The sequence below is a fragment of the Pasteuria penetrans genome (assembly GCF_900538055.1).
Classification (GTDB): domain Bacteria; phylum Bacillota; class Bacilli; order Thermoactinomycetales; family Thermoactinomycetaceae; genus Pasteuria; species Pasteuria penetrans.
In genome coordinates this window covers 377,021-401,789 of the sequence record NZ_UZAC03000001.1, presented here as the reverse complement: position 1 = coordinate 401,789, position 24,769 = coordinate 377,021, and the positions used below count along the sequence as shown (strand labels likewise).

The 24,769-nt window shown below is 48.0% G+C and carries 17 protein-coding genes; 9 read left to right on the top strand and 8 right to left on the bottom strand.

The window, feature by feature from the left end:
- Nucleotides 1–85: 85 nt before the first annotated feature.
- Together PPRES148_RS10435 and PPRES148_RS10430 are read left to right on the top strand one after the other, a co-directional pair.
- Nucleotides 86–226, top strand: a complete 141-nt coding sequence (locus tag PPRES148_RS10435; RefSeq protein WP_187820358.1) for a hypothetical protein — start codon at nucleotides 86–88, stop codon at nucleotides 224–226.
- A gap of 670 nt (nucleotides 227–896) precedes the next feature.
- Nucleotides 897–1,046: a hypothetical protein gene (locus PPRES148_RS10430; protein WP_187820357.1), complete on the top strand. Its 150-nt coding sequence runs from the start codon at nucleotides 897–899 to the stop codon at nucleotides 1,044–1,046.
- A gap of 444 nt (nucleotides 1,047–1,490) precedes the next feature.
- Here the strand turns inward: PPRES148_RS10430 and PPRES148_RS01650 are convergent, their stop codons facing one another.
- The 6 genes from PPRES148_RS01650 to PPRES148_RS01625 all read right to left on the bottom strand — a co-directional run bounded on the left by PPRES148_RS01650 (nucleotide 1,491) and on the right by PPRES148_RS01625 (nucleotide 12,069).
- Nucleotides 1,491–2,474 (bottom strand): YitT family protein, encoded by a 984-nt coding sequence (locus PPRES148_RS01650; RefSeq protein ID WP_149452934.1) that lies wholly within the window; start codon nucleotides 2,472–2,474, stop codon nucleotides 1,491–1,493.
- Nucleotides 2,475–2,898: 424 nt separating this feature from the next.
- Entirely contained in the window at nucleotides 2,899–3,096 is a 198-nt protein-coding gene (locus PPRES148_RS01645) for a hypothetical protein (RefSeq protein WP_149452933.1), read from the bottom strand.
- Between the two features lie 516 nt (nucleotides 3,097–3,612).
- On the bottom strand, nucleotides 3,613–5,478 hold the full coding sequence (gene asnB, locus PPRES148_RS01640) for an asparagine synthase (glutamine-hydrolyzing) (RefSeq protein WP_149452932.1): 1,866 nt from the start codon (nucleotides 5,476–5,478) through the stop codon (nucleotides 3,613–3,615).
- A 120-nt stretch (nucleotides 5,479–5,598) separates the two neighbouring features.
- The gene (gene gltX, locus PPRES148_RS01635; protein WP_149452931.1) at nucleotides 5,599–7,074 is read right to left on the bottom strand and encodes a glutamate--tRNA ligase; all 1,476 of its coding nucleotides are present in this window, start codon (nucleotides 7,072–7,074) and stop codon (nucleotides 5,599–5,601) included.
- Between the two features lie 558 nt (nucleotides 7,075–7,632).
- Complete coding sequence (locus PPRES148_RS01630) at nucleotides 7,633–8,910, bottom strand: S1C family serine protease (protein WP_149452930.1); 1,278 nt, start codon at nucleotides 8,908–8,910, stop codon at nucleotides 7,633–7,635.
- A 2,913-nt stretch (nucleotides 8,911–11,823) separates the two neighbouring features.
- Nucleotides 11,824–12,069 (bottom strand): hypothetical protein, encoded by a 246-nt coding sequence (locus PPRES148_RS01625; protein ID WP_149452929.1) that lies wholly within the window; start codon nucleotides 12,067–12,069, stop codon nucleotides 11,824–11,826.
- Between the two features lie 559 nt (nucleotides 12,070–12,628).
- Between PPRES148_RS01625 and PPRES148_RS01620 the strand changes: the two genes are divergently transcribed.
- The 4 genes from PPRES148_RS01620 to PPRES148_RS01605 all read left to right on the top strand — a co-directional run bounded on the left by PPRES148_RS01620 (nucleotide 12,629) and on the right by PPRES148_RS01605 (nucleotide 17,032).
- Complete coding sequence (locus PPRES148_RS01620; protein WP_149452928.1) at nucleotides 12,629–12,817, top strand: hypothetical protein; 189 nt, start codon at nucleotides 12,629–12,631, stop codon at nucleotides 12,815–12,817.
- 673 nt (nucleotides 12,818–13,490) lie between these two features.
- Nucleotides 13,491–14,252 carry a YheC/YheD family protein gene (locus PPRES148_RS01615; RefSeq protein WP_187820355.1) on the top strand — a complete coding sequence of 254 codons (762 nt, stop codon included), beginning with the start codon at nucleotides 13,491–13,493 and terminating at the stop codon, nucleotides 14,250–14,252.
- Between the two features lie 444 nt (nucleotides 14,253–14,696).
- Nucleotides 14,697–15,401, top strand: coding sequence for a hypothetical protein (locus PPRES148_RS01610; protein ID WP_149452926.1), 705 nt, complete (start codon nucleotides 14,697–14,699; stop codon nucleotides 15,399–15,401).
- Nucleotides 15,402–16,783: 1,382 nt separating this feature from the next.
- Nucleotides 16,784–17,032, top strand: coding sequence for a hypothetical protein (locus PPRES148_RS01605; RefSeq protein ID WP_149452925.1), 249 nt, complete (start codon nucleotides 16,784–16,786; stop codon nucleotides 17,030–17,032).
- Here the strand turns inward: PPRES148_RS01605 and PPRES148_RS01600 are convergent.
- Entirely contained in the window at nucleotides 17,029–17,265 is a 237-nt protein-coding gene (locus PPRES148_RS01600; protein WP_149452924.1) for a hypothetical protein, read from the bottom strand. The genes PPRES148_RS01605 and PPRES148_RS01600 overlap by 4 nt on opposite strands.
- A 146-nt stretch (nucleotides 17,266–17,411) precedes the next feature.
- Between PPRES148_RS01600 and PPRES148_RS01595 the strand changes: the two genes are divergently transcribed.
- The 3 genes from PPRES148_RS01595 to PPRES148_RS01585 all read left to right on the top strand — a co-directional run bounded on the left by PPRES148_RS01595 (nucleotide 17,412) and on the right by PPRES148_RS01585 (nucleotide 20,683).
- The gene (locus PPRES148_RS01595) at nucleotides 17,412–19,211 is read left to right on the top strand and encodes an ATP-binding protein (RefSeq protein ID WP_223127909.1); all 1,800 of its coding nucleotides are present in this window, start codon (nucleotides 17,412–17,414) and stop codon (nucleotides 19,209–19,211) included.
- A 42-nt stretch (nucleotides 19,212–19,253) separates the two neighbouring features.
- Entirely contained in the window at nucleotides 19,254–19,781 is a 528-nt protein-coding gene (locus PPRES148_RS01590; RefSeq protein ID WP_149452922.1) for a YwhD family protein, read from the top strand.
- A gap of 446 nt (nucleotides 19,782–20,227) precedes the next feature.
- A complete protein-coding gene (locus PPRES148_RS01585; protein WP_149452921.1) occupies nucleotides 20,228–20,683 on the top strand; it encodes a hypothetical protein in 456 nt (151 codons plus the stop codon).
- A 90-nt stretch (nucleotides 20,684–20,773) separates the two neighbouring features.
- Here the strand turns inward: PPRES148_RS01585 and PPRES148_RS12730 are convergent, their stop codons facing one another.
- Nucleotides 20,774–24,091, bottom strand: a complete 3,318-nt coding sequence (locus PPRES148_RS12730) for a collagen-like protein (protein WP_149452920.1) — start codon at nucleotides 24,089–24,091, stop codon at nucleotides 20,774–20,776.
- Nucleotides 24,092–24,769 lie beyond the last annotated feature (678 nt).

The following is a 24,769-nucleotide window of genomic DNA, read 5'->3' as shown; positions in this document are numbered from 1 at the left end:
TAAAAATATAAAAAAATATAAATTAATCATGTAATAACGTCTTTGTATTCCCGGGAACACCCCACCGTGTGTGGGATTATTTTTTGTGACGGGAATTCGGGAGGGGATCTTTGCGTCGTGTCATGCTCTATGGGGGAGGAGCCTCCTGAAATCAGCGCGTGTGGTATGTGTGTCAAGAAGTCGTTTAGGAAATGGAGGTTGTTTTCGGCCCTTCGTAACCGGCTGAATAGGTAGCAGGTTACAAACTGCCTCGTGCTGCTAGGGTAAAATGTCCCGGTTGTGAGCGCTCTAGGAAAAGGCAGGGCATAACTCTGTCCGGTGGGGAATCGGGGAGATCAGCGAAAGAAAACCGTTCCAAGACGCATCGAAAGGCCTAGACCATGTCAAATGCTGCTCCATATGCTACTCCATAATATTGCCTGCCTGATTCATGCAATAATTTCATACCCTAAAGCCTCTATTCATCCACCCGCTATGAACAGCGGAGACCCCTGCCTCCAGATCCATATTCGGAATAGAACATATTCAATTTTAAATTCATTTATACTGAGCAAAATCATTGCGGTATGGGTATGCTGATTCAATTCTTTCCGTTGTCTTTTTTATTATGAACCATAAAAAAAATAGGACCGGCCCTAGGTCCTCCTCTGGTTCCGTAACCATTAAAGTGCGGAGACCCGCCCTTCGTAACCGGCTGAATAGGTAGCAGGTTACAAACTGCCTTGTGCTGCTGGGGTAAAATGTCCCGGTTGTGAGCGCTCTAGGAAAAGGCAGGGCATAACTCTGTCCGGTGGGGAATCGGGGAGATCAGCGAAAGAAAACCGTTCCAAGACGCATCGAAAGGCCTAGACCATGTCAAAACCGAGGTGGGTACCCGTCGGGATGAACCGTGAGGGATGATTTATCTCCTGCAAAAATTGTTTTTAGGCCGCCAAGATGAAGGTGCGCGGTACGATGGGGGTGGCACACGGGGCCATGATGGCAAAAGGATCGGCTTATCATTGATCCCAAGTCGTCTGCTATCTTCAAAAGGAGATCAGGAATAGGAGAATAAGACCACCTATAACTACATAATATAAAATACAATTTCAATAAAAAAGAATTTTACTTTATGTTGGTTTCTTTGGTGTGCATAAAAGGTACGGGATAGGAACCAGCTCCTACAACCCTTCAGCGATTTCTGGGATTCAACAAAGAATAACCAACCGCACTAAATTTTCAGATGCACCCTTTCAAGAAGGGGTACTTTTCAACCCCAAAGTACTTACGCAGGAAATACTCAAGAATGCTTATTTTATAATTATTATCAATATAAACATCCCAACATATAATTCAGTTTACAAAAACACTATAAATAAGTTTGATACTTTTTTCCGCAAGGGGGACAAAAAAGGGTCCCTCCGGGGGCCCTGCCCCGACCCCTTCCTGTATCTAAACCTAGGGATCGTGAAGATAGTTTTGGCTACAGGATCATACAAATATGGATCTTACTAGGAAACTCTCCAATGGTTCCCTATGTGATGGGATATTTTACTTCGAAAACTTTGTATATATTTCTTACAGCGTTGGACGGTTATAAGGGCGAAAGGGTCAATTTCCTCAACGAGGTTTCGAAGAGTCCCTAATTCCTTGGCAGAAACTACAGTGTAGATGACATCACATTCCCTATTGTCTTGGGAATTTTTTCCTTTCAATACAGTATAATCAATGTTGAGGTTTCTATCTTGAATTTTATGTATAATCAATGGGATTCGGGGTGAAATGATCATTATAGTGTATGCTGGTCCAAAATTCTCTAATATTATCTTGACTACAGAGGTGTAAGCGAACATATAGGGTAAAGTATACATAACGCCAATGCTACCTACAGCGGGCCAGGCACAGAGAAGAACGGAGATATCAAAAAATAGAAGAGTGTAATTCAATGGGATGCCTGCACAATGCTTCACAATCAGGGCCACCAGATCGGATCCACCTGTGTTGGCATTCACGCGCAGAACCAAGCCTAAACCCAGACCCATCAGGATACCACCCACCAGAACGGAGATCCAGGGATCAGTCTGAATGTGCCAATCCTTGGCAATTTGTTGCAAAGGGTTGGTAAGGACCAGTGCGGGGGGAAGCATGCTAACACCCAGTATCGTATTGATAATGAGCCGATACCCCAAGAGGGGAATACCCATAAGTACCAGGGGTATATTCAACCAAACTACCATGTCATTCAGATCTATGCCGTACATGTAATTGATAATCAGGGCAATCCCTGTAAAACCACCGTCGGCTAGCCTAGCGGGAACAACAAAAAAATTGACAGCAATGGATATGGCCAGGCATCCTAGAAAAATAGTACATATACGGAGTAGGATACCGGGCCATACGTTCCATTGAAGGAGATATGGCAAATCCTCCCTGAGGGACCGCCATTCTCTACACGTATGCTGTTTTACATCTGTCAGCATCCTATGGCTAATCAATGGGATTACGACCCCCTTCTAGGATTTGTGGGTATGTTGCAGATATCCTATCCTGGGGTTTTGAGTTTGAAATAGGGTGTTCTTAAGGACAACGAAAAGCACAGGGGGTGGGTGACCTAGCCACAATTCACATGGGGAGCCCAATAAAAATGGTCCCTGGGGGATTTTTTGCTGTTTAGGGTAGAGGTGGGGGGACGATTCTCCAATGATACATACTGGATCCACCGGGTTTATACATCAAGATTGTCCTCACGTCACCGAATCCCAAATCTGCCCCCGGGGGCCAGGATCAGGGGGTTTATATGATCCCAAACGTCCCCTAGAGATCCGTGTGAGCATGGGCTCCTGGGAACCGTATCCATTGCTTTACAATCATTCCGGTGTATCCATCCCCTTGTACAATCCTATCGCCCTTGTTCCCAATCTATCGGGTAAATCCATCCCTATTACGCTTGGACTGTCCCGGGATTGTTTCCTCCGTGGCCTCTTCGTTTCGCTTGGTCACATCTGTAGTTTCCCCCACGGTTGTTTGTTGTCCTATGCCCAACATGGCCGTCACCATCAACAATGAACAAGCAAATGCGCCAATGGATTGTATTTTCATACGTCGACCGGTGGTCATAATGCGCCATCCTCCTGGATCGTATCCATTCATCCTAACATTCCGGAGAAAGATGTCCCCCAAGGAAAAAGGATTGGGAACTTCATGTGATATTTTATTATAATTAAACAGAAAATTTTTGTTGATTTATGTTCAATGGATCGGGGACCGACTTGCTCTCACCCGTAGGAAAGGGGGTTTTCCATACGCGGGGATTTCAGGATGGTGTAGGAGTTCCATATGCCAGACGGAACATTCGCTCATTTTACCACCCCTGGTTTGGTTTGTAAATAAAAAATGAATTTTTTAAAACAACATACCAATGGAGGTGCGGGTCTTCTAGGGGACGGCAAGTGGAAGGTGGTTTTCCCCCTAGTTCGACGTGTTGTTGGGATGTCGAATGAGTTATGCAGGGGATGGCAGCTTTTTGAAAAGTGGACTCTAGATTGGGTGGGGATTCTTTTACAATAACCCAAGTCCCCGGTTCATGCAGGGCCAAGATCTCCATGTTCTTGCTTGTAATGGGTCCTTGGGAAACTACTGTATCGTAACACCATATCTTTTCCACCAGGTATCCAACTGCAACCAATGTGCCAGCAAAGAGGGTGCCTGCATGATTTGTCCAAACCATGCGAATTGGGGGGATGCCCCGGGTTGTAGCAGGGGTTGGACTGTGGTAGGATCCAGGAATTCATGTAAGGGGCTCGTGGTGTCATTCAGTAGGCTTGCTATTTTTTTCTGCATGGCTTGGAAATAAACAGGATTATGGGTACGTGGATAGGGATTTTTAGGGCGTAAACGGATGGAGTCTGGTAAGAGTCCCCGGCAAATATGGCGCAATAGGCCTTTGGTTAGGCCATTGTAATTTTTCATGGACCAGGGGACATTCCAGAGGTAGGAGACTAGCTTGGCATCGCAGAAAGGTACACGCGCCTCTAGGCTGGCAGCCATGGTCATACGGTCCTTACGTTCCAGGAGAACGGGTAACCAACGGGTTAAGGTCAGGTACGTAATGATTCGTAATCGGTTCTCGCGGGAGGATTCCCCTTCAGGGGATTGTACCTCTGCGCAGGCTTCATGGTAGCGTTCATGGAGATAGGAGAGTGGATCAAGACGGGTATGCCAAGAAGGTCGTAGGAAGGAGATGCGTTTTGAGGCGTTACGCATCCAGGGGAATACGTGTGGCGTTGTTTCCCTGGATAACGCCTCCTGTGATTCCCGGAACCATGGATAGCCGCCGAAGATTTCATCAGCCCCTTCCCCGGAGAGGACCACGCTTACCTCCCGACCCATTGCACGGGAAAAAAGAAGTAAGGAGGTGTCGATATCAGCCATTCCCGGCATGTCCCGGGCATAGGCAGCGGTGGATAGGTTATCTATTATTTCTTCTGCAGAGGGGCTTATACGACGGTGGTGGGTGCCTAGATAGTGGGACATAATTTCCACCCATCGGGTATCCGTATCGGGTTGGGTGCGACTTGCTTGGAAATGAACTTCATACTTACCATCATCAATGGAATAGGTAGGGAGAGCTCTTCCCTGATTTTTTTGATACCAGGGGTGAGCTATGGAACAGAGAAAACTGGAGTCAATACCTCCTGATAACATGGCCCCTATAGGTACATCGGCCGCCATTTGTTCTGTGACGATTTTATGGAGACAATCGTTTACATATTGTATCGTTGTCTCCATATCATCGGGGTGGGGAGGGTTGCCCCTCCAAAAAAAATATGGCTCTTCAGTGGTTTGATGGGGTGTAATGGACAACTTGTGACCGGGTTTCACCTCTTTGAGGGTAGAAAAAGGAGCACAGCCGGGTGTGTGCCCAGGACACATGGTCCAGAGTTCGTTGAGGTGGACAGAGTCAAGAGAGGGTTTGATACGGGGATGTTGTAGTAGGGTTTTGACTTCAGAGGCGAATCCCCATCCCGTACCGATGCGTGCCCAGAAGAGGGGTTTGATACCCAATGGATCCCGTGCTAAGAGAAGCCTTGGTACCGAGGGGTCCCAGATGGCGAGGGCGAACATTCCTTCCAATAGGGACAAGAAGTTTCCTGGTGAATGGATATAGGTCCAAAGAACGATCTCCGTATCAGAATGGCTAGTGATGGGGTACCCCTCTGCCCCCAACTGCCTTCGTAGTGTGGGGGTATTGTAAATTTCTCCGTTGTAGACAAGGGTATATTCCCTTCCCTTCCAGCTGCGTGTGAGGGGTTGTTGGCCCCCTATCGGATCAATGATGGTAAGTCGACGGTGGCCTAGGAGGAGGTGTTCGGAGGAGAAAAATCCTTCCCCATCGGGACCGCGGTGTATTTGTGTTTCATTCATTTCCTTCAGCAAATTTATGGATGTTGGTTCCAGGAGGGAACGTTGGAAATCAATCCAGCCTACTATACCGCACATATCGTCTCATCCCCTTTGAGAAGCAAACTACTTAGTATGATTCCGGAAGCGCGTTATTTTCCTTCTGACTGCGTAGCTGCCCATCTCTTGGGAGGGATTGGGTATGGATGGGGGATTGGTTTATAAGGAGTGTGGGATTCCGACTTGCTTGAGGTAGAGGCGTGAACGGTACAAAATCTCCTCTCGTCCGAGGCAATGCAGTAGATGTGGCAAATCGGGTCCTTGTGTTTTTCCTGTGCAGCAGGCGCGGACGGGTAGGAAGAGTTTTTTGCCGCGGAGGTTCGTTGACTTTTGCACCTCTTTGAGTAGGGAACGCATATCTTCCACGGAGAACATGGGATTTATGAATTGTATTTTTTCAAGGAAGGCTTCTGTTACTCTTTGGGATTCAGGTTCGGTGAGTATGGTTTTTGCATCGGGGTCTATTTCCTGTTCTGGCTGAAAGATGAATTTTGTGTGCGTAGCAATCTCACCAATTTCCTGCAGGGAGGTTTGAAAGAGGGAGATGATGTCTGACAATTTCCCCCTGTCCTTTGTCCCATCTATGTAGCCGACTTTTTGTAGATAGGGTAAGGCAAGTTTTGTGAGTTGTTTTCTTGATAAACGACGAATGTATTGGCCATTCATCCATTGTAATTTTCCCGGATCGAAAATGGCGCCTGCTTTATGGACACGTTGTAGGGAGAATTGTTTGATCAATTCGGGGAGGCTAAACAATTCCTCTTCAATTCCCGGGGCGGGTGACCACCCGAGAAGGGAGATAAAGTTAATGATGGCCTCAGGTAGGTAACCCCGTTCCTGATAACAATCTATGAACTGATCAATGGAGGCATCCCTCTTGGATAATTTTTTCCCCTCCATATTGAGGATCAGGGGCAGGTGGGCAAACTTGGGGGGTGTGTGACCTAGGGCGTGGAACAGGAGAATTTGCGAGGGAGTGTTGGGTAGGTGTTCTTCACCACGAATGACGTGTGTGATTTTCATGAGTATATCATCGACAGTGACTGCAAAGTTGAAGAGGGGTTGTTGGTTGGCTTTGTAAATCAAGAAATCACCAAGGTCATCGGTAGAAAAGGAAACCGTACCGCGTACGGAATCTACGATTTCAACGGTTTCGCCGTGTGGGACCCTGAATCGATAGGCAGGTTTCTCACCGGAGGCCAATCGATCCGCAATTTCCTGTTTGGTCAGTAGACGGCAAGTTCCAGGGTATTGAAAGGGTTTGTTCTCTTGCTTGGCCTGTTCGCGGAGGTCGTCCAACCGTTTAGGGCTACAGAAGCAGGGATAGGCATTTTTTTGACGTAGGAGTCTTTGCAGTTGTTCTTGATGTATGTGGGATCGTTGGGAGGATATGTAGGGGCCGTAGTTACCACCTGCGTCAGGTCCCTCATCCCATTCTATGCCAAGCCATCGCAGTCCAGACAGAAGGGTTTCCTGTGCCTTTGCTTGGTTGCGTACCGTATCAGTGTCCTCTATACGTAGGATCATGGTTCCCCGATTTTGTCGGGCAAATAGGTAATTGAACAGTGCGGTACGTGCTCCCCCTATGTGTAGATGACCCGTGGGGCTGGGCGCAAATCGAACGCGGATATGCATGGGCTCATTCCCCCTCTGAATGGTTGGTGTGGGTATGGTATAGCACGGATACGTGTCATCCGAGGTATATCATTTTACCCGGTTTTTTATGGATTTTCGTCCTTAGGATAGGATGATGCACCCTTGTGCCTGCGTTTTTGGTTTCTTCCGGAAGATACACTATGCAATTTTATATAATTATTATCATAAAATGTTAAATTCATTGTTCTAATTGATTGTATCCCGTTCAAATCATCAGGAGGACCGGGGTTATTCCCCTGTTCAGTTCTCCAAAATGGAGAAATCGAATTCCATAAGGGATAATTTATTTTAATTTTATATTTTTATATACACATGATTGTATTTGTATTTTTTACGTTGTGGATTTTTGAGTTCCCTAGTCGTATGGGGCCTCATTTTCCCCCTCATAGGGGGGTGTTTTTCACAACGCCAAAACCTGCCCCTTTGCAAGGGCAGGTTTCCATACATGGTGTGGAAATGGAATCTGGAACTCCCCAATCCCCCGTGGTATTTTTGTGGGAGAGAAGTTGACTCATACAGGGATTCGCCCCGGGTATTTTACCATGGTTCTCTCCTTATTTTTTTGGGTTCTTGTGGGGGGACATCACCCAGGACGATTTTCTTGCTTTTCAATTCAGTTTTTCCCTGTGGGTAGTACCGAATGGTAATCTCCTCTCCTGCCCTACCGTGATGGTTCAAAAAGGACCTGAGATCCTGTGGGAAGTCGACTTTTCTGGAGGCTTCCCCTTTTTGGACATGGGTTATTATGTCTCCTTCATGCATACCATGTTTTTCAGCCGCTTGTCCGGGGGACACCCCGGTGAGGATACAACCCCGGTGGATCCCGTCGGGGACATTATAGGTGGAATTTATATCCGGAATAGATCCTAGCGTAACTCCCAAATGGCCCCTACGAAAGCGACCGTATTGCATCAAATCCTCTGCGACTTTTTTTACTAATTTGGAGGGAATAGCAAAACCGATTCCTTCTATTGCGATGCTTCCCATGGATCCATTGGATGATAATTTGATTGAATTGATTCCTACGACCTGTCCTTTGGAATCGATCAGTGGCCCCCCACTGTTCCCCGAATTGATGGCTGCATCTGTTTGAATGAGGTCGTCGATGAGTGAATCCTGGCCCTGTAGGTTCGTAGTAATGGGGAGTGAGGTGGCATTGCTTCCTCTGGGGAGACGGCTGATGATTCCGGCGGAATATGCTTGTCCGATCCCTAGGGGGATGCCGATAGCTACTACGGATTCTCCTTCTACTAGGGAATCGGAGTCAGTGAAGGTAGCCGACCCTAGGCCCTCAATGTTAGGGAATTTTACTTTGATAACAGCGAGATCCGTGTCTTCATCAGATCCCACCAAGCTAGCGGGTATTTTGATGCTTCCTCCTTTTCCGCTGAGGGTGAATACAGCAATATGCTGAGCTTCATCCACCACATGATGATTTGTGAGTATTATGGCTTCGCCATTTTCCTTCAGTCGAACGATGATACCCGATCCAATGCTTTTTGATCTTTTGGCGCCCTCTATCGAGCTAAAGGGGTGGAGCCGTTCAATGGAAAGGCCATCTCTTACAATTCCCACTACATAGGGTTTGGCTTTTTGAATTGCCTGAGGTATAGACCCACCGGTGGCTGTCTTTCCTGATACCGGTGAGGGGGTAGTTGAGTCCACGGTGGATAGCACTCGGTCCTTGCTGCTTCCTGTTATCCCATTCCATAAGATCAGTGTGACAAGGGAACCGGAGAGGGAGGAAATGAGTAGGTAGAGGATCAACCGTGGTCGATGATTGTTGCGGGGGGACTGATTCGTGTAAAAGCCCATGGTTACCCCAAATTCCTCCTTGTGTTTGTGTTGGTATAGAAAAATTCCCCCGTTTTGGGGTCGTAATCAGGGTATAGCCTCCACTGGTTACTGAAACACATTGTAACAGACGATGGGCTTAAATTTCCAATGATCTTTGTATTTGTCGTTTGTTTTCTACAGAACTCGGGTTCTTATTTCATGATTTTCCTTTTTCCTTATCCTCATTATGCATTCCAGGAATCTTGGCTTGGAACTGGACTGGGACCATTGGAGGGAATCTTTCTAAATCCAGAATTCTATCCATTGGATATTTTGAGATGGTTTGTTGAATGGGCAGTTCCTGTATAGTTTTTTGGAAAACTATTTCATCCTCACCTAGACTCGTTCTCCCATATTCCGCAGGGAAATTTTGTGCGAACAGTTTCATTTCCTCATATTAAAAGACTATGCAACCTGGACTTGTGCAAGGGCCCCCTGGCGGTTTTGATTCAGTGTCGAGTAGACCCACCCAGCATTTCAGCCGAGTCCCTTTGGACGACTTTTTGACACACGGTGCTGCTGCAGAAAGAAAAATAAAATTAACCCGAATGTTTCCTGTGGATTAAATGTTTTATAAAGAAAATTATATATTTTACTATATAATCATGTAAAAATTTATATAATTTTTACACCAGGACCCCTAAACCACCACAAATTCGACTTCTAGCCTTCTATTGAAATAATTTTTTATATATTTAATTATGAATTATTGTTTTCATTCATATCCTCCTCGAACTTTTTTTCGAAGATAATGAATGGCCATCGAGAACGATCCACTGTATTGTTTACAATATTATGTACGGGATTGGATATGGTCAGCTAGCTATGGTGGAAGGGCTACCTGAGGGGCGATAGGGGGATGATACAGGAATTGATAAGGAATGGTTACAGAAAGCGTATTCTAGATATCTATAGAGTCCCTATTCCTTCTAGACCCATTGTATGCCTCAGAATTACAAAACAGTGCGTCCTGGTGAACATTTTTTCATTAGTTTCTTAATTATTTCTTTTTTATATTATATAAAAATTATTTTCTTACGGAGGGACTGGCGAGGGAGTTGGGTGTTTTAGTCCCCCACTTGTTGCATCTAGACAGCAACCCCAAATTGTGTTGCTGCTTACACAATTCGAACGGGTCCTGTACGTCGTAGGCATTTTCTGCTACTAGGGCCTCGTGTCCCGAGGTGGATTCCCGGGTATCAATAAAGGCTTAGAAACCCTAATTTCGTCTAAATTCGTGGGTCCTATGGCTCATATCAGCGATATCTTTTCATCCGTTGTTGCTACTACTGTTACTTCTATTCTCCTGGGAAATGCCCTTATCATTCTGATTTGCTTGTCGACACAATCACTCGATCCAAGAAAAGATATTCTTTCTTTATTTCTTACAGTGTAACCCTTCGATTTTCCTCATTAATAATTTTCAATGAGTTGAAAATTATTAATATCACCGTTTTTACAATATATTTTATAGTTATTTTATCATACAAGGATTGACTAAACACTTTTAGTAATTCCTATATAATACCCCCGGTGGGGGTCATTGTTTTTCCTCCCGTCGTGTATGGAATGCGAAATGATTTTATCTATATTTTTATTTTTATAAAAAAAATAACTACATAACTTATCATTTTCACCCCCATTTTTGTTCTAACTTACGTTGCCCCCCTTCCCGTTTTGTTTGGGTGGATGTTTTCTCCCCTGGTATTGTAATTCTTTCTCCCACGCCATCGTATGGATAAAGGGAAGAGTTGGAACTGGGGGAAGGAGTTATTTGTCCCCCAGGAATTGCATCTTGCTTCTCTCATGTTGCAGATCGTTTTTTGTGAACGGATGTGAGATAGATGCCCGGGTAGGGGTGTTATCCTTACAACTGTGTTCATGCAGCTCTCGCGGTATTTTGCTAATGTGTGTCCTTGTAGGGGTAGTGAACGGGGAGGATGGATGTCTAGATACAGGTGGGGATGTTAGGTTGGTAAGCGATTGGTTTTTTCCTGGTTTTTTCATAACATCACTCATAGTCTGGTAATTGTAGGCGTACATTACCTATACCGCATGTTCATGGTTCTTATGAGGGTAGTAGTGGGGACTAGCAATGGGAATGATTTCCATAGGGTGGATTCATTATGTTGAAGGGATGAAATTCTGCAGTCCATTCCTTTTTATGGGACGGGAATGGATTGTAGAGGTGCTTGCCTGGTTGGGTTAGGTAGGGGGAAGTAACCACAGATATGTCTTCTATGGGGGGATGGGGCGTTTTTCCCCCGTGATTCGATAAGCCAGTTCGCAGGTGTTACATCCCTGGCTTCTATAGCGTTATTATATCTGATTGCCTGAAATGGTTGTGCTGGTACTGTTGCGTCCTCTTTGTTTGATGATAGGCCGTCCTTGTTTCCTTTCAATGCCCCCTTTGATATTCCATGGATAAGAACTCATCGCATAATAGGGTTACATTATGATTGCATTTTCAGGTCCCACTGCTGACATCCTTTATTGCTCGAAGAACCGTTTTTTAACAAAACTCAATTTTGTGACCATTGCAGGGGATCCTCTAGAATTTGGGGGTGAATCGTCTATAGGTTTAGTTACCTCATGGGGGGCGAAGGAAAAGCAAGTCAAAACCAGGTGCAGGGGGGATGAGGAGCGGGTCCATTGGGGGCGGGTGGTTTTCAAATTACCTAGTGCTCTTGCCGGTATTTGAGTATGTTGGTAGTGAAAAGAACAGTTCATGTCAGAATTCAGAGGAGCATGGTGGGTTTCCTCCCTGGATTGGGAATCGCAGGGGATGATTTATTTATCTATTGTGTCCGGGTGGATGTGGTGTAGGGGGCGGCATCGGTTTAGTCGAGGAGGGCTGGCATCTCAGCCAACCCTCTCACAGAACCACACGTACTACTCTCGCATTATGCGGCTCTTATGATCCCATAGGATTTTCCCCATTTCAAACACCAGTCTGGTGTCACGTTCTTTGTACCTTCCTCTGCTGTGTTCTATACGGGTTTCGATCCCATGTTGCCTGATCCAACTTGCGATCATCTCCTTATCGCAGATTGTGCGTCCGGTTAGACCCACCGGGCCTAACCCACGACCATCTCCTTGCTTCGGATTGTACGTTGGCTGGTCAGGCAGACCATTCAACCCCTTCGCTCCACCCTCATTACAAGGGTTTCTTCACTACTATGAGTTGATCCGACTCTGTTCACGGAAGCCTCGGTATACCCTTAGCCCTTTACGCCTGGCTAAGGCCAGAGGTGCCCGTGCGACAGTCTCTCGTGGTTCCCTATGAGGGCCTACATCAGGTTCATTCCATCTGTGTACCGGATGCCGTCAGGACAGTAGGTGGTTCGCCCTCCATGGCTTCGTTCCAAGGATAGGATCCGATACCCTTGTTTCGACATCAACTGCGCCTTTCGATGCTTTCCTCCGATGGTTCGCTTTACTAATTTCCCTGATTCACACCTGACAGGATTCTCTCGTCCTGCCTTTTCCTAGAACGCTCACCACCATTGCTCTTTACAACAGCAACACTGGGTGGTTTGAAACCTGCTTACCACTTGCCGGTTTCGGGGGGCCCCTCCCCCATCCCTCATAGAGCACGACACGACACACGGATCCTCTGCGTAATTTTTGGAATCTGTTGTGTAGGCATTTGGGTTGGTTTTCGGGTGTAAAAAAGCTGGGGGATCAACGATGTTTTGTGCACAGGGTTGCTCTGATCTGTGTAGTAGTCTACAAAATTTTTGTAGTGGGGGTGAAGGGATTGGTTCATTCCAACTTGGTTGGATTTGTAGTGGAGAAAATGGTGGGTCCTATGGATGATGCAGTAATTCTTGGGGGGTTTCCCCTTGTGGTTCATTATGTCCACATGGGTAGCGGGGATCACTAGTCAATCATTGGTCAGGCGATAAAGAACCAGGGGACCTGTTGTTGATGGAGTACTCTCCCATGTCGATTAGGATGATTCGTGCCTTGGGGGTTTCTCTTCTTCCGTGGTTCTTGTGTTCCATGGGTAGTGGGGATAGTTGTCAATCGTTGTTGGTTAGGCGGTAGGGAACCAAGAAACTCATCGCTGATGGGTGGATGATTTCCCCCTATCGATTAGGATTCGTGCCCTGGAGGGTTACCACCGGGGTGGCATTTCTTTTGCTATCATCGGTTGGAACGTTATAGTGCGGAAAAAAATTCTCCCTCCCTTGGGTTGTGGGATAGGGGCGAGAGTGGTAAGCGCCGTTTTTCCCCTAACCTTCCCGTTTTGGGTTGTGTTTTCCCGCTTATGGGGGATGGTTGTATAGGGGAAACCCCCTCGGTTCTCTGTATTCCACGGGAGTTCCTTGTAGGGTTTTCGATTCCCCCCAGATAGGAGGATGTAATAAGGGGGCGCCATGGGTCCCATGTTATCTGGGACATAAGGGGATTGGATGGATTATGATTTCCGTTCCATTGTAGTGGATTTGTCATAATGGGATATTGTCTGTATAGGGTAAACGCCTCTCTATTTTGTAGTAGCCTTCCCTTCCTTTCAGCATACCTTGGGGTAACAAGCAATGAAAAGAAGGGGGATGAAGTTGATGAGACGCCGTTATCAGCAGATAGCAAGCAAATGGAAAAAACATCAGGCACTGCTAAACAGTCCCTCTCTACATTACCACATCCCCGAGATGAGGCCCTTTACCCTCCAGGCATTGGAGTACCTGTTGTACCGTCACGGGGCGGCTTTTTTCAAGCCGGATCGGGGTGATGGCGGGGCTGGAATCGTTCAAATTCGCTTGGATCCCTCAGAAACGTCGCTATGGTTTCATCAGAACGGGGGGAATCGACAAATTCCGATATCGGAGGGATATCAGTGGTTGACTGGGGAGGCCAGGAATCGTGCCCACATCATTCAACAAAATATTTGTCCGATTTTCCATACGGGTCGTCCCCTTGATTTTCGTGTCCTCTTACAGCGAATCAAGGATTCATGGGAGGTTACAGGAATGTGTGCACGGATAGCTGCTAAGGGTGAGGTGGTTACCAACCTCCGTAGGGGTGGTCGCCCCCTCCCCTTGGATAGTGTGGTGGGGGGAGGGGCGGAGGGTGTTCACTGGTTACAGGGATCCTTGTCCCGATTAGGAGTGGAGGTTGCCAATACTCTGACTAGGACGTACCGTGGTTTGCGTGAACTAGGCCTGGATGTCGTGATGAATGATATAGGTAGAATGTGGATTCTTGAGGTGAATACGAGACCCCGATTCAATATTTTTCGTTTGCTATCTACACGGCAGACGTATCGACTGATTATGAGGAATCACCGTCGTATTTTGCATACCCCTGCAAATTAGTGAGATCCCTTGAATCGTTGGAACGTGTTTGGTTTGTGTCGCATAGACATAGTGTATTATTTTATGATAATAAATTTTTATATAATATGATCATTAATTGCAAGTAATTGTTTCATATTTTTTTTATAAAATTTTTAGAGATGATATGAAAAAGGGGGCATCGTATCTGGGGTGTATGAAGTGCTTGGTGTGGATAGTATATTTACGGAAATTTATCCCTATCCGATATGGTCAGAGTGGGGATGAAAACAGGGTTTATCGATAGATATAGGTCAACGACAAAGGGATGATGGATTGTCGGAATGGTCTCTCTTTATAGCAGTACGCAAATCATCCCAAAATTCGACAAACTTTTCTGTTGACGTAGATGTTTTAAAACTGTTACCATCTATATAAATCCAATAGGTGGAAAATTTTTTATAAGCAGTTCGGAGGTGTTGGACTATGTCCTCGATCACAGTGGGTGTATATTTAGGTAAAAAGGACCGTATTGTACGTTATTGGTATGAGATTCTCCCCAAAGGGCAGTTTCCGATGTTGGTGAAGTATTGTATGCAGTCCTATTTACTTCGTAAGAAGTTTTTCCCTCTCCATACCATTTGTGAGCCCCAGTGTTTAAAAGCCCAGATGGATATGCGCTCTGAGTATGTACCCACCCAGCGGAATGTTACCTTTACTCCGGAAGATGGTCTTGTCTATAAATGGGTGAAGGAATTGGAGAGTGGTTATCGCAGTGAGGAAATTAAGACCATTCTGCGGGAAACAGTGGTACATACTCTCCTGAGTGACAATAAGCTCAATTCCTCCTATCCACAACCGCAGGTGCAACCACAGCGAAGTTTGTCAGCGCCTAGTTTGCCATCACCCGTTTACAGTGTGGATCCACGTACGGGGCAGAGTATGGCTTATGGTACCCCCCCTGGTTATGCTGCTGAGGAAGCATCCACACCACAGCAACATATGGTTCCCAATTCGGTGCCCAACTCCGATACCATTCGGGGTGAAGATTCCCCGTATCAGACCTGGGACAAGCCGCCCAGTCAGCCGATTGAAACAGCCCCTATAGGCACCGCTACAGATCCGGGGTGTGATGTCCCTGGGAATCAGGGGATTGCAGGCAATTCCCGTGTTCGTCCCATTCTTTTATAATGTTCCCGCGGTTGGAGGGGAGGTTCTCTTTCTTTGTATGTTTTCATAGGGTTTCCAGGAAGTGAACGAAATGATATTCCCTGTTCATTAGGTGGAAAAGGTCAAGGTGACTCCCCTTTCCCTGTGTTCCCATGTTTCCTCCCCCTGTGGTGGGATTCCTGGGCAAGGTGTATGGATTCCGTTTGGGTTTGTGGGGGAGATAGGGATTGAGGTATAGATCAGAAAATTTTTTCTCTTCGCTATTCTCTTACTATGGAACCCAGAAGGAATGAATGGGTTTGTTGGGTCGTTACGGTGATTTATGGTTTTTCCTCCTTGTTTCCTCCCTAGGGATTCCGGGGGGGATGGACTTTTATTGTTGGTTGGTACTCATTGATGGGTCATGTACAGGCAGGTAATAATATGTAGAGCGCATAACGGGAGGATCCGATCAATCCACCTCAGCGGTGGGTTGTTTGGGTCCTTTTGATTTCCCCCTATAGTTCTCCTGTTTCTGAAGATCGCAGGCATATGTTCACCATTTTTTTCCAATCTTTTGTTCTTTCCCTGGTTTCCATGGAGCTGAGTGTATGGGGTTTCTCTCTATGGGTGTTGGATCAAAAGTTTCTAGCACAGGGTTTCTAAATCCTCGGGAACCTATTCATATTTTCGCATTATATGTTAATAAAAAATAATTATTGTCAACAAATCATCCTATTCATTCCAGTTTTTGGGACCTATGTAAAACATATCCCTATTTCCTGCGTTATTATGATCATCTCAGTACAGTAAGGGCTGGTTTGTCCTATTTCTATTATCATATGATACCCGTTTTTTCTGGGTGATTTGGTGATTGGTAAAAGGTGTGTGGACGATTCTGAAACTCACTGGGGGGGAAGGTACGTAGGGGTCAGGGACGAATTATATTATCATGGTTGCTAGGGAATCGGGGTATCAACGCACCCCTTTCAAGAAGGGGCATTTATAGCAGGGTTTGCCCTCGGAAAAACAGATGGTGCGGGAGGTCGTATAGTCCCCCTAGCATACCCCAGGGGGGTTTGTTATACCCCTGGAAACACATCCGACTCGGGGATTTTTACCTGTCCTTTGGTCCATGGAAGGGGTGCCAGGGGTTTAGAGGAAATTCTCACAGAGGGGGGCACGGGGAACGAGGGCTTCCCCTGTTCTTTTCTTACGGAAGGGTTGGGGCATTTCCCTTCCCAAGGGGCAAGGGGGCATTCCTACAGGGACTTCATCCAGTGGGAATCGTATGCTAGGCTGGGTTCAGAAAATATGGAGGTAGGTTCTTCGGGATCGATCTATAGGTGAGTGGGTCCCAAACTGCCCTAGCGTGGCTAATGGTAGGAGTTATAGGTTGTAAGTGACTGGGGAGAAGGGGGGGCGTGATCCTTTGTCAGATGAGGGGTAAGTATTGGGGGGACTGGCGTGAGCAAACTGGCCGGCGACGCACCGAGGGGAGCAGTTCATATCGAAACCGGATGGTGGATACGGATTTCCCTATCCCGAGGGAGGTTATGGGAGGACCTATCTACGGTTCTGTGACGACATGCATACGGTGTTATAGGACAGAAAATGGACTCAACATAGGTTTTTCTGTGCAACTGGGGAACCTGTCATATAGACATGCCTAGTGACTCATCACCATTGGGCTGTACACCATCCAAGGGATATAGGGGGGAGGCTGGTTTTGCACAACGGGGGCGGACTGGATTGTACTGGCTGTGGGCTTTGTAATGGGAGTGGAGCAAAGGAACCATAGGGCCAGCTCAAGGGACCAGCTCAGATGCATCTCTATCCCTTGACGAAGGGATGGGCACGGGATAGGGTCGGGTAAAACAGCTCCCCCTACCGGTGGGTATCTCATGGATTGATCTTAATTTCCTATTTTGGTTATAATTCTCGGTGTGATGTTTTCAGAGATCATACGTTCTTACGGGGAGGGAAGGGGAGAGGGGGGTTTTATGGACTATGGGGAGGTTGCTACTTATCCCTGGGTGGATAATGAATAGAATGGCAGTTCTTTTTGGGGATAGGGGATGGCTTTCAACTGTGGATTCAGACGTTGTGGAGTGGATATTGATTTCGGGTTTCCTGAGCGGTTTGTTTTGTTTACTTATGTCGCAGGAAGTAGCTGTGGTGCGGTTCTCGAGGTTGGGTTATACGATTGTCATAGGTATCATTTTGTTATTCCTTCATTGCATTCCTCAACGTTTGCCCATGTTATTCATCCATTGGGTGGTCGTAGCCTATCTATTGATGCGGACTCCCCCCTGGCGTTATCCAGGGTGGTTGGTAATGGGGATGACATGTTTGTATATTTTTCCAACCTGGATACGGGAGTGGGAAATCAGTGCATCATGGCATGTGGTGGAGACCATCCTGGTTGGTGGCCTCATGGGCTGTTTACTCTTCTTGTTACAAAAAATTCAGACTTTTCAATTCAAATTGATATCATCTATGAAGTCCCTTGTTGATCATCTACATCGGATGGCGGAACGCGTACAATTTCTCCATCGGGGGGTTATGATCCGGCGTCAGGTTCCAATGCAATCCCACCAGTGGACGTGGATGGAGGATGGCCACAACAGTCGTTCTTTCCTAGTCGCAGTAGATGCAATTTTGCAACAGGAGTCATCCTCGCCTTATCACATCCTTTGCCTTGATCAATATTCATGGCGTTTGTTGGTTCGTCGTTGGGATTTGTGTTTGGCTCCGGAGGGGGGGAAGAGTGGCCATGGTGGTGGTCCTACGCCGTGGCAACAATGTTTACCCAAACAAGCCCTGGTGGCCCCCGATGGTGATGATCGCATTGTGATAGGGTTTCTGGGGACTGGGCAGCAGTTGAAACTCTGTCGTGAGACGCTGATTCATCGTCTCCATTATTGCCACCGCCATCACGGATATCAAGGTGATTTTCTTCGTTTGCCTGCCTGTATCGGTGCAGCTTCCTATCCTAGGGAGGGGAGGGCGTCACTTGACTTGGTACAGCTGGCACGGAAGCGTTTGGATACACAACGGCGCTACCAGTGGAGGCGTGAGGTAGAGCGGCAACGGCAGTTGGAAAAACTCTCGTCTGTGGGTCAGTTGGCTGCTGGTTTGGCACATGAGATTCGTAATCCATTGACCTCCATCCGTGGTTTTTTACAGATTGCTGCTGCGGAATCGGTTTCACTAAAAAAATGGGAGTCCATTATGTTAGGTGAGATGGATCGTATCAATGATTTGCTTCGGCAGTTTCTCAAGCTGAGTGAAACCAAACCTGTACGTTTCCATCGTTTTCTGTTGGATCAGCTTATGCATGATGTATTGAGTCTATTGCGTCCCAAGGCGTTTTTGATGGGTCACGAACTAGAGGCTCTTTCGCCGGGTTATTTGGTTGAACTTGTTGCTGATGCGGAGCGTATCAAGCAGGTATTGATCAATCTCATTCAAAATGCATTGGAGGCTTTCCAACGAAAGGGGAAGGTGGAGATTCGTTGGAGTAAGCAACACGACCAGGCAGTGATTCAAATTGGTGATGATGGAAATGGGATTGATCAAGTGAATCTGACGAGGATTTTTGATCCCTTCTTCACAACAAAGCGCGAGGGGACGGGAATGGGCTTGGCAGTGTGTCAGCGTATTGTACAGGATCATGGTGGGCAGATTCACGTGACGAGTCGGATGGGTGTAGGGACCACGTTTACAATCCACCTCCCTCTTACGAAACGGCATATGGAACCTTTGCCAGCCGTGACGCAAGCTACTTTCCCAAGGGGTTTGGCGAATGCGGCTTTTGCTTGGGCGTCCTACGAGAGTGAGGTACAATGAAGGGTGGCGGGCAATATTTTAACCATTAGGGGGGTGAGTTAGGTGAGTGAAAAGCGGCGTGTCCATTTTTCCATTCTAGGGGGTAAACGTGATGAGAAAGGGCATCCCCCTCCCGGGCCTGCTGGTTTGGGAACCCTGAATCTATCCCATATGTCGGCGATTCTTCTGACGGAAACGAGTGCCGAGGTAGATATGGGTCTCATACATGCTAAAAGCCGTGTCGAACGGGGTATTCGTTTCTCCAGGGATCGTGAGAGTGTTGGGGAGAATTATCAGCGTTATGGGGTTGTTTGGGTTACCGTAGATGACTATCCCTCGGGGAGAGGTTATGCGGGCGTGACAGCCTGTACGATGCTGATCAATGCTGGGTTGAAGAAAGGTTATAAAAATCTCCCCGATCACGTGAATAGTATGGGTGATTCCCTCAAAGGGAAAATATCTCTCGATCCCCTGACTCCGTTAGAGGGGGAACAGTTGATGCTCTTCCTAAGAAATGATAAGCGGGATCTCTGGGAAAACAGTCCTGCGTCCGTTCGTGGATCACTGGTCTCTTGCTGCCCTAAGGGATAATTTTTTCATTAGGGCATTTTGAAGGCATGCGGTGAAAATATTGTTGTGTACTTATAGGGAATTCTATAAATAATGGTGATGGCAGTGTCACCATTCCAATCATCTCATTTTTCTACTCCCTAGTATCCACTACACTAATAATAAAGTTTTAGGTAAATAAAATAATTTGTGGTGTTATGCGGAAAGGAACGATCTGATAATTCCCGCCCAGAATATCCGTTCTGGGAATTTGGTTTTTCCCTCGACATAGGGGCCCAGTATTTTGGCTAATCCTCTTGCGTTGGAGGGGGTCTGGCATTTCAGTCAACCCTCTCACAGAACCACACACACGTACTACTTTCTCATTATGCGGTTCCCATGGGATTTTTTCCCATTCAGTGGTACCCCAGTCTGGTGTCACGTTCCCCATACCTTTCGCGTATTGTATCTGTCCGGGTTTTGATCCAATGTTGCTTGGTCCAACTTACGATCATCTCCTTATTTCAGATTGTACGTTGGCTGGTCCAGCCGGTCCTCCTGCTCCATCCTCATTACAAGGGTTTCATCATTACTGTGAGTTGATCCGAGCTCTGTTTACGGAAGCCTTGGTATACCCACTTATTAGTCCTTTCCTGGCCTTATCCGGGTTCGTACGACAGTTTCTCGTGGTTCTTCCCTATGAGGAGGGCCTAAATCAGGGTCCTTCCTTCTGTGTACCGGATGTCTCCAGGATGGTGAGTGGTTCGTTTCTCTATGTCCCTTATGGCCTCGTTCCAAGGATAGGTCTCTCGTCTGTTCTGTGGTTCCCATCAGCCCATAGTTGCCATCACGGTTATTCCTATTTTTCTGTGAAAGCCCTTATCATTCCGAAGGGTGGCAGTATCTTGCGTTCGTTTGCTTATCGATGCAATAACTTAATTTAACTTTTTAAAGTATAACCTTAGAAAAACACACACCTATGGGTGTGTGTTTTTCTTATTTTTCTATTATAAAAATAAATTATTTTAATGGTACTATGATAACTGAACTATGTCCATTGTACTACCGGATATAGTTACTGCACTAGATCCAGTATTCACAACATTCAAAGTATCTCCCGCAACGGCATCGAAAATAACCGGCGCTACTAGGAGACCAACAACCTGATTCCTAGTGATGGCTCCTCCATTGAGTTGCACTTCCAAGGTAACAGAGCTGGACAAAAATGTGGACAGAATCGCTTGATAGGCACCTGAGGATGCCAGTGTGAAGTTGGGAGAAGGTGTGGTAATAGTAATAGAAGAACCATTGGAGGTAGGAACAAGGTCAAAAGTAATGCTCCCGCCAACTGGGACACTTATATCCCCGCTTTGTAGGGCATGAATATTGTTGGCAGTGACTGTCGGCCCAGTTATACCCGTAGCACCTGTAGCTCCTGTGGCACCTGTAGCCCCTGTAGCCCCTGTAGCACCTGTGGCACCTGTGGCACCTGTGGCACCTGTAGCACCTGTATCGCCTGTGGCACCTGTGGCACCTGTGGCACCCGTATTGCCTGTAGCACCCGTATCGCCTGTAGCACCCGTATCGCCTGTAGCCCCTGTGGCACCTGTAGCCCCTGTAGCACCTGTAGCTCCTGTGGCACCTGTAGCCCCTGTAGCACCCGTATCGCCTGTAGCCCCTGTGGCACCTGTGGCACCTGTAGCCCCTGTAGCCCCTGTAGCACCTGTATCGCCTGTGGCACCTGTGGCACCCGTAGCACCCGTAGCACCCGTGGCACCTGTAGCACCCGTATCACCTGTAGCACCCGTGGCACCCGTATCGCCCGTAGCACCCGTATCGCCTGTAGCACCCGTATCGCCTGTAGCCCCTGTGGCACCTGTAGCCCCTGTAGCACCTGTGGCACCTGTAGCACCTGTAGCACCCGTATCGCCTGTAGCACCCGTATCGCCTGTAGCCCCTGTAGCACCTGTGGCACCTGTAGCACCTGTAGCACCCGTATCGCCTGTAGCACCCGTATCGCCTGTAGCACCTGTGGCACCCGTATCGCCCGTATCGCCTGTAGCACCCGTAGCACCTGTAGCACCTGTGGCACCTGTGGCACCTGTAGCACCCGTGGCACCTGTAGCACCCGTGGCACCTGTAGCACCCGTATCACCTGTAGCACCCGTGGCACCCGTATCGCCCGTAGCACCTGTAGCCCCTGTGGCACCCGTATCGCCCGTATCGCCTGTAGCACCCGTAGCACCTGTAGCACCTGTGGCACCTGTAGCACCCGTATCGCCTGTGGCACCTGTGGCACCTGTGGCACCCGTATCGCCTGTAGCACCTGTAGCACCCGTGGCACCCGTATCGCCCGTAGCACCTGTAGCCCCTGTGGCACCCGTAGCACCCGTATCGCCTGTAGCACCCGTATCGCCCGTAGCACCTGTAGCACCTGTAGCACCTGTAGCACCTGTAGCACCTGTAGCACCTGTATCGCCTGTGGCACCTGTGGCACCTGTAGCCCCTGTGGCACCCGTAGCACCTGTAGCACCTGTAGCACCTGTAGCACCTGTATCGCCTGTGGCACCTGTGGCACCTGTAGCCCCTGTGGCACCCGTAGCACCCGTATCGCCTGTAGCACCTGTATCGCCTGTGGCACCTGTGGCACCTGTAGCCCCTGTGGCACCCGTAGCACCCGTATCGCCTGTAGCACCCGTATCGCCTGTAGCCCCTGTGGCACCTGTAGCCCCTGTAGCCCCTGTGGCACCTGTAGCACCTGTATCGCCTGTGGCACCTGTAGCTCCTGTGGTACCCGTATCGCCTGTAGCACCCGTATCGCCCGTAGCCCCTGTAGCCCCTGTAGCCCCTGTGGCACCCGTAGCACCCGTAGCACCCGTATCGCCTGTGGCACCTGTAGCACCTGTAGCACCTGTATCGCCTGTGGCACCCGTATCGCCTGTGGCACCCGTATCGCCCGTAGCCCCTGTAGCCCCTGTAGCCCCTGTGGCACCTGTAGCCCCTGTAGCACCTGTAGCACCTGTAGCACCTGTAGCACCTGTAGCACCTGTAGCACCCGTATCGCCCGTAGCACCCGTATCGCCCGTAGCACCTGTAGCCCCTGTAGCCCCTGTAGCCCCTGTAGCCCCTGTAGCCCCTGTAGCCCCTGTAGCACCCGTATCGCCCGTAGCACCTGTAGCACCTGTGGCACCTGTGGCACCTGTAGCCCCTGTGGCACCCGTATCGCCCGTAGCACCCGTATCGCCCGTAGCACCTGTAGCACCCGTATCGCCCGTAGCACCTGTAGCCCCTGTGGCACCTGTAGCCCCTGTAGCCCCTGTAGCACCTGTATCGCCTGTGGCACCTGTAGCACCTGTAGCACCTGTATCGCCTGTGGCACCCGTATCGCCTGTGGCACCTGTAGCACCTGTAGCACCTGTATCGCCTGTGGCACCCGTATCGCCTGTGGCACCCGTATCGCCCGTAGCCCCTGTAGCCCCTGTAGCCCCTGTGGCACCTGTAGCCCCTGTAGCCCCTGTAGCACCTGTAGCACCTGTGGCACCTGTAGCACCTGTAGCACCCGTATCGCCCGTAGCACCCGTATCGCCCGTAGCACCTGTAGCACCTGTGGCACCTGTGGCACCTGTAGCCCCTGTGGCACCCGTATCGCCCGTAGCACCCGTATCGCCCGTAGCCCCTGTAGCCCCTGTAGCCCCTGTAGCTCCTGTAGCTCCTGTGGCACCTGTAGCACCCGTATCGCCTGTAGCCCCTGTGGTACCCGTATCGCCTGTAGCCCCTGTGGCACCCGTATCGCCCGTAGCACCTGTAGCACCCGTATCGCCCGTAGCACCTGTAGCACCTGTGGCACCTGTAGCCCCTGTAGCCCCTGTAGCCCCTGTGGCACCTGTGGCACCTGTGGCACCTGTAGCCCCTGTGGCACCCGTAGCACCCGTATCGCCTGTAGCCCCTGTGGCACCTGTGGCCCCTGTGGCACCTGTAGCCCCTGTAGCACCTGTAGCACCTGTGGCACCTGTAGCACCTGTAGCACCCGTATCGCCCGTAGCACCCGTATCGCCCGTAGCACCCGTATCGCCTGTAGCCCCTGTGGCACCCGTATCGCCTGTAGCACCTGTAGCACCCGTATCGCCTGTAGCACCTGTGGCACCCGTATCGCCTGTAGCACCTGTGGCACCTGTAGCACCCGTATCACCTGTAGCACCCGTATCGCCCGTAGCACCTGTAGCCCCTGTTGTTCCCGTAGGTCCTGTTGGTCCAAAAGAAAAATCAGGGTTCGGAATCGATGGCCCGGCAACTCCAGGGGGTAAGGGATCTAAAAATTCTAGGTCGAAGTTTGTTTTAAGGTTATTATCCATGGACAATTTTTTCTCCTCTTTTATCATAATATAGTAAACTACTAATTTACTTTAATTTTGTAATAATATAATAGGCGTAAGACAATACCACTAATTCACATTATGAATAAATATATTAAATCGCGAGGGCTACTATAAAAAATAACTTATTATTTTTATAGTATAAAATATAGGAATAAAATTAATAATGTTATGATGTTTACACCAATAACGTTTACGGTGTTGTTTTCTGTTATGAATTACAATTATTTTATATTTAAAGGATAGACTAGATTGAGAACTCACTGCCTTTTCATAATTATTTTTTTATTCAGTTGATTTTACACGAGCTCTTGTCAGAGGGTATCTTTCTCATTAATTTATAAATATAGTTAATAAAAATTATATTATGTATAGAAATAGTGATAAAGATAAAAATTAATATGGTAACTTGCGCTGAACTGTTGTGTCCTTCTATAAGATCCCTTCCCCCTCCTGAATATTCTTTTGTTCAGTTGAGTCTTATCCCCATTAAGGGTATGCGGGCTATTGTAGGCCCGGGTCAAGGGGGAATGATTATTATTATATCATCTACCGAATATTCACTCATAAAATAGTAGGTTTCCCTATAAACCCATATCAATCCGCCAAACAAAATACTTTCTTCGGGAGTGGACCCTTGAATTTCGAAAATGACCT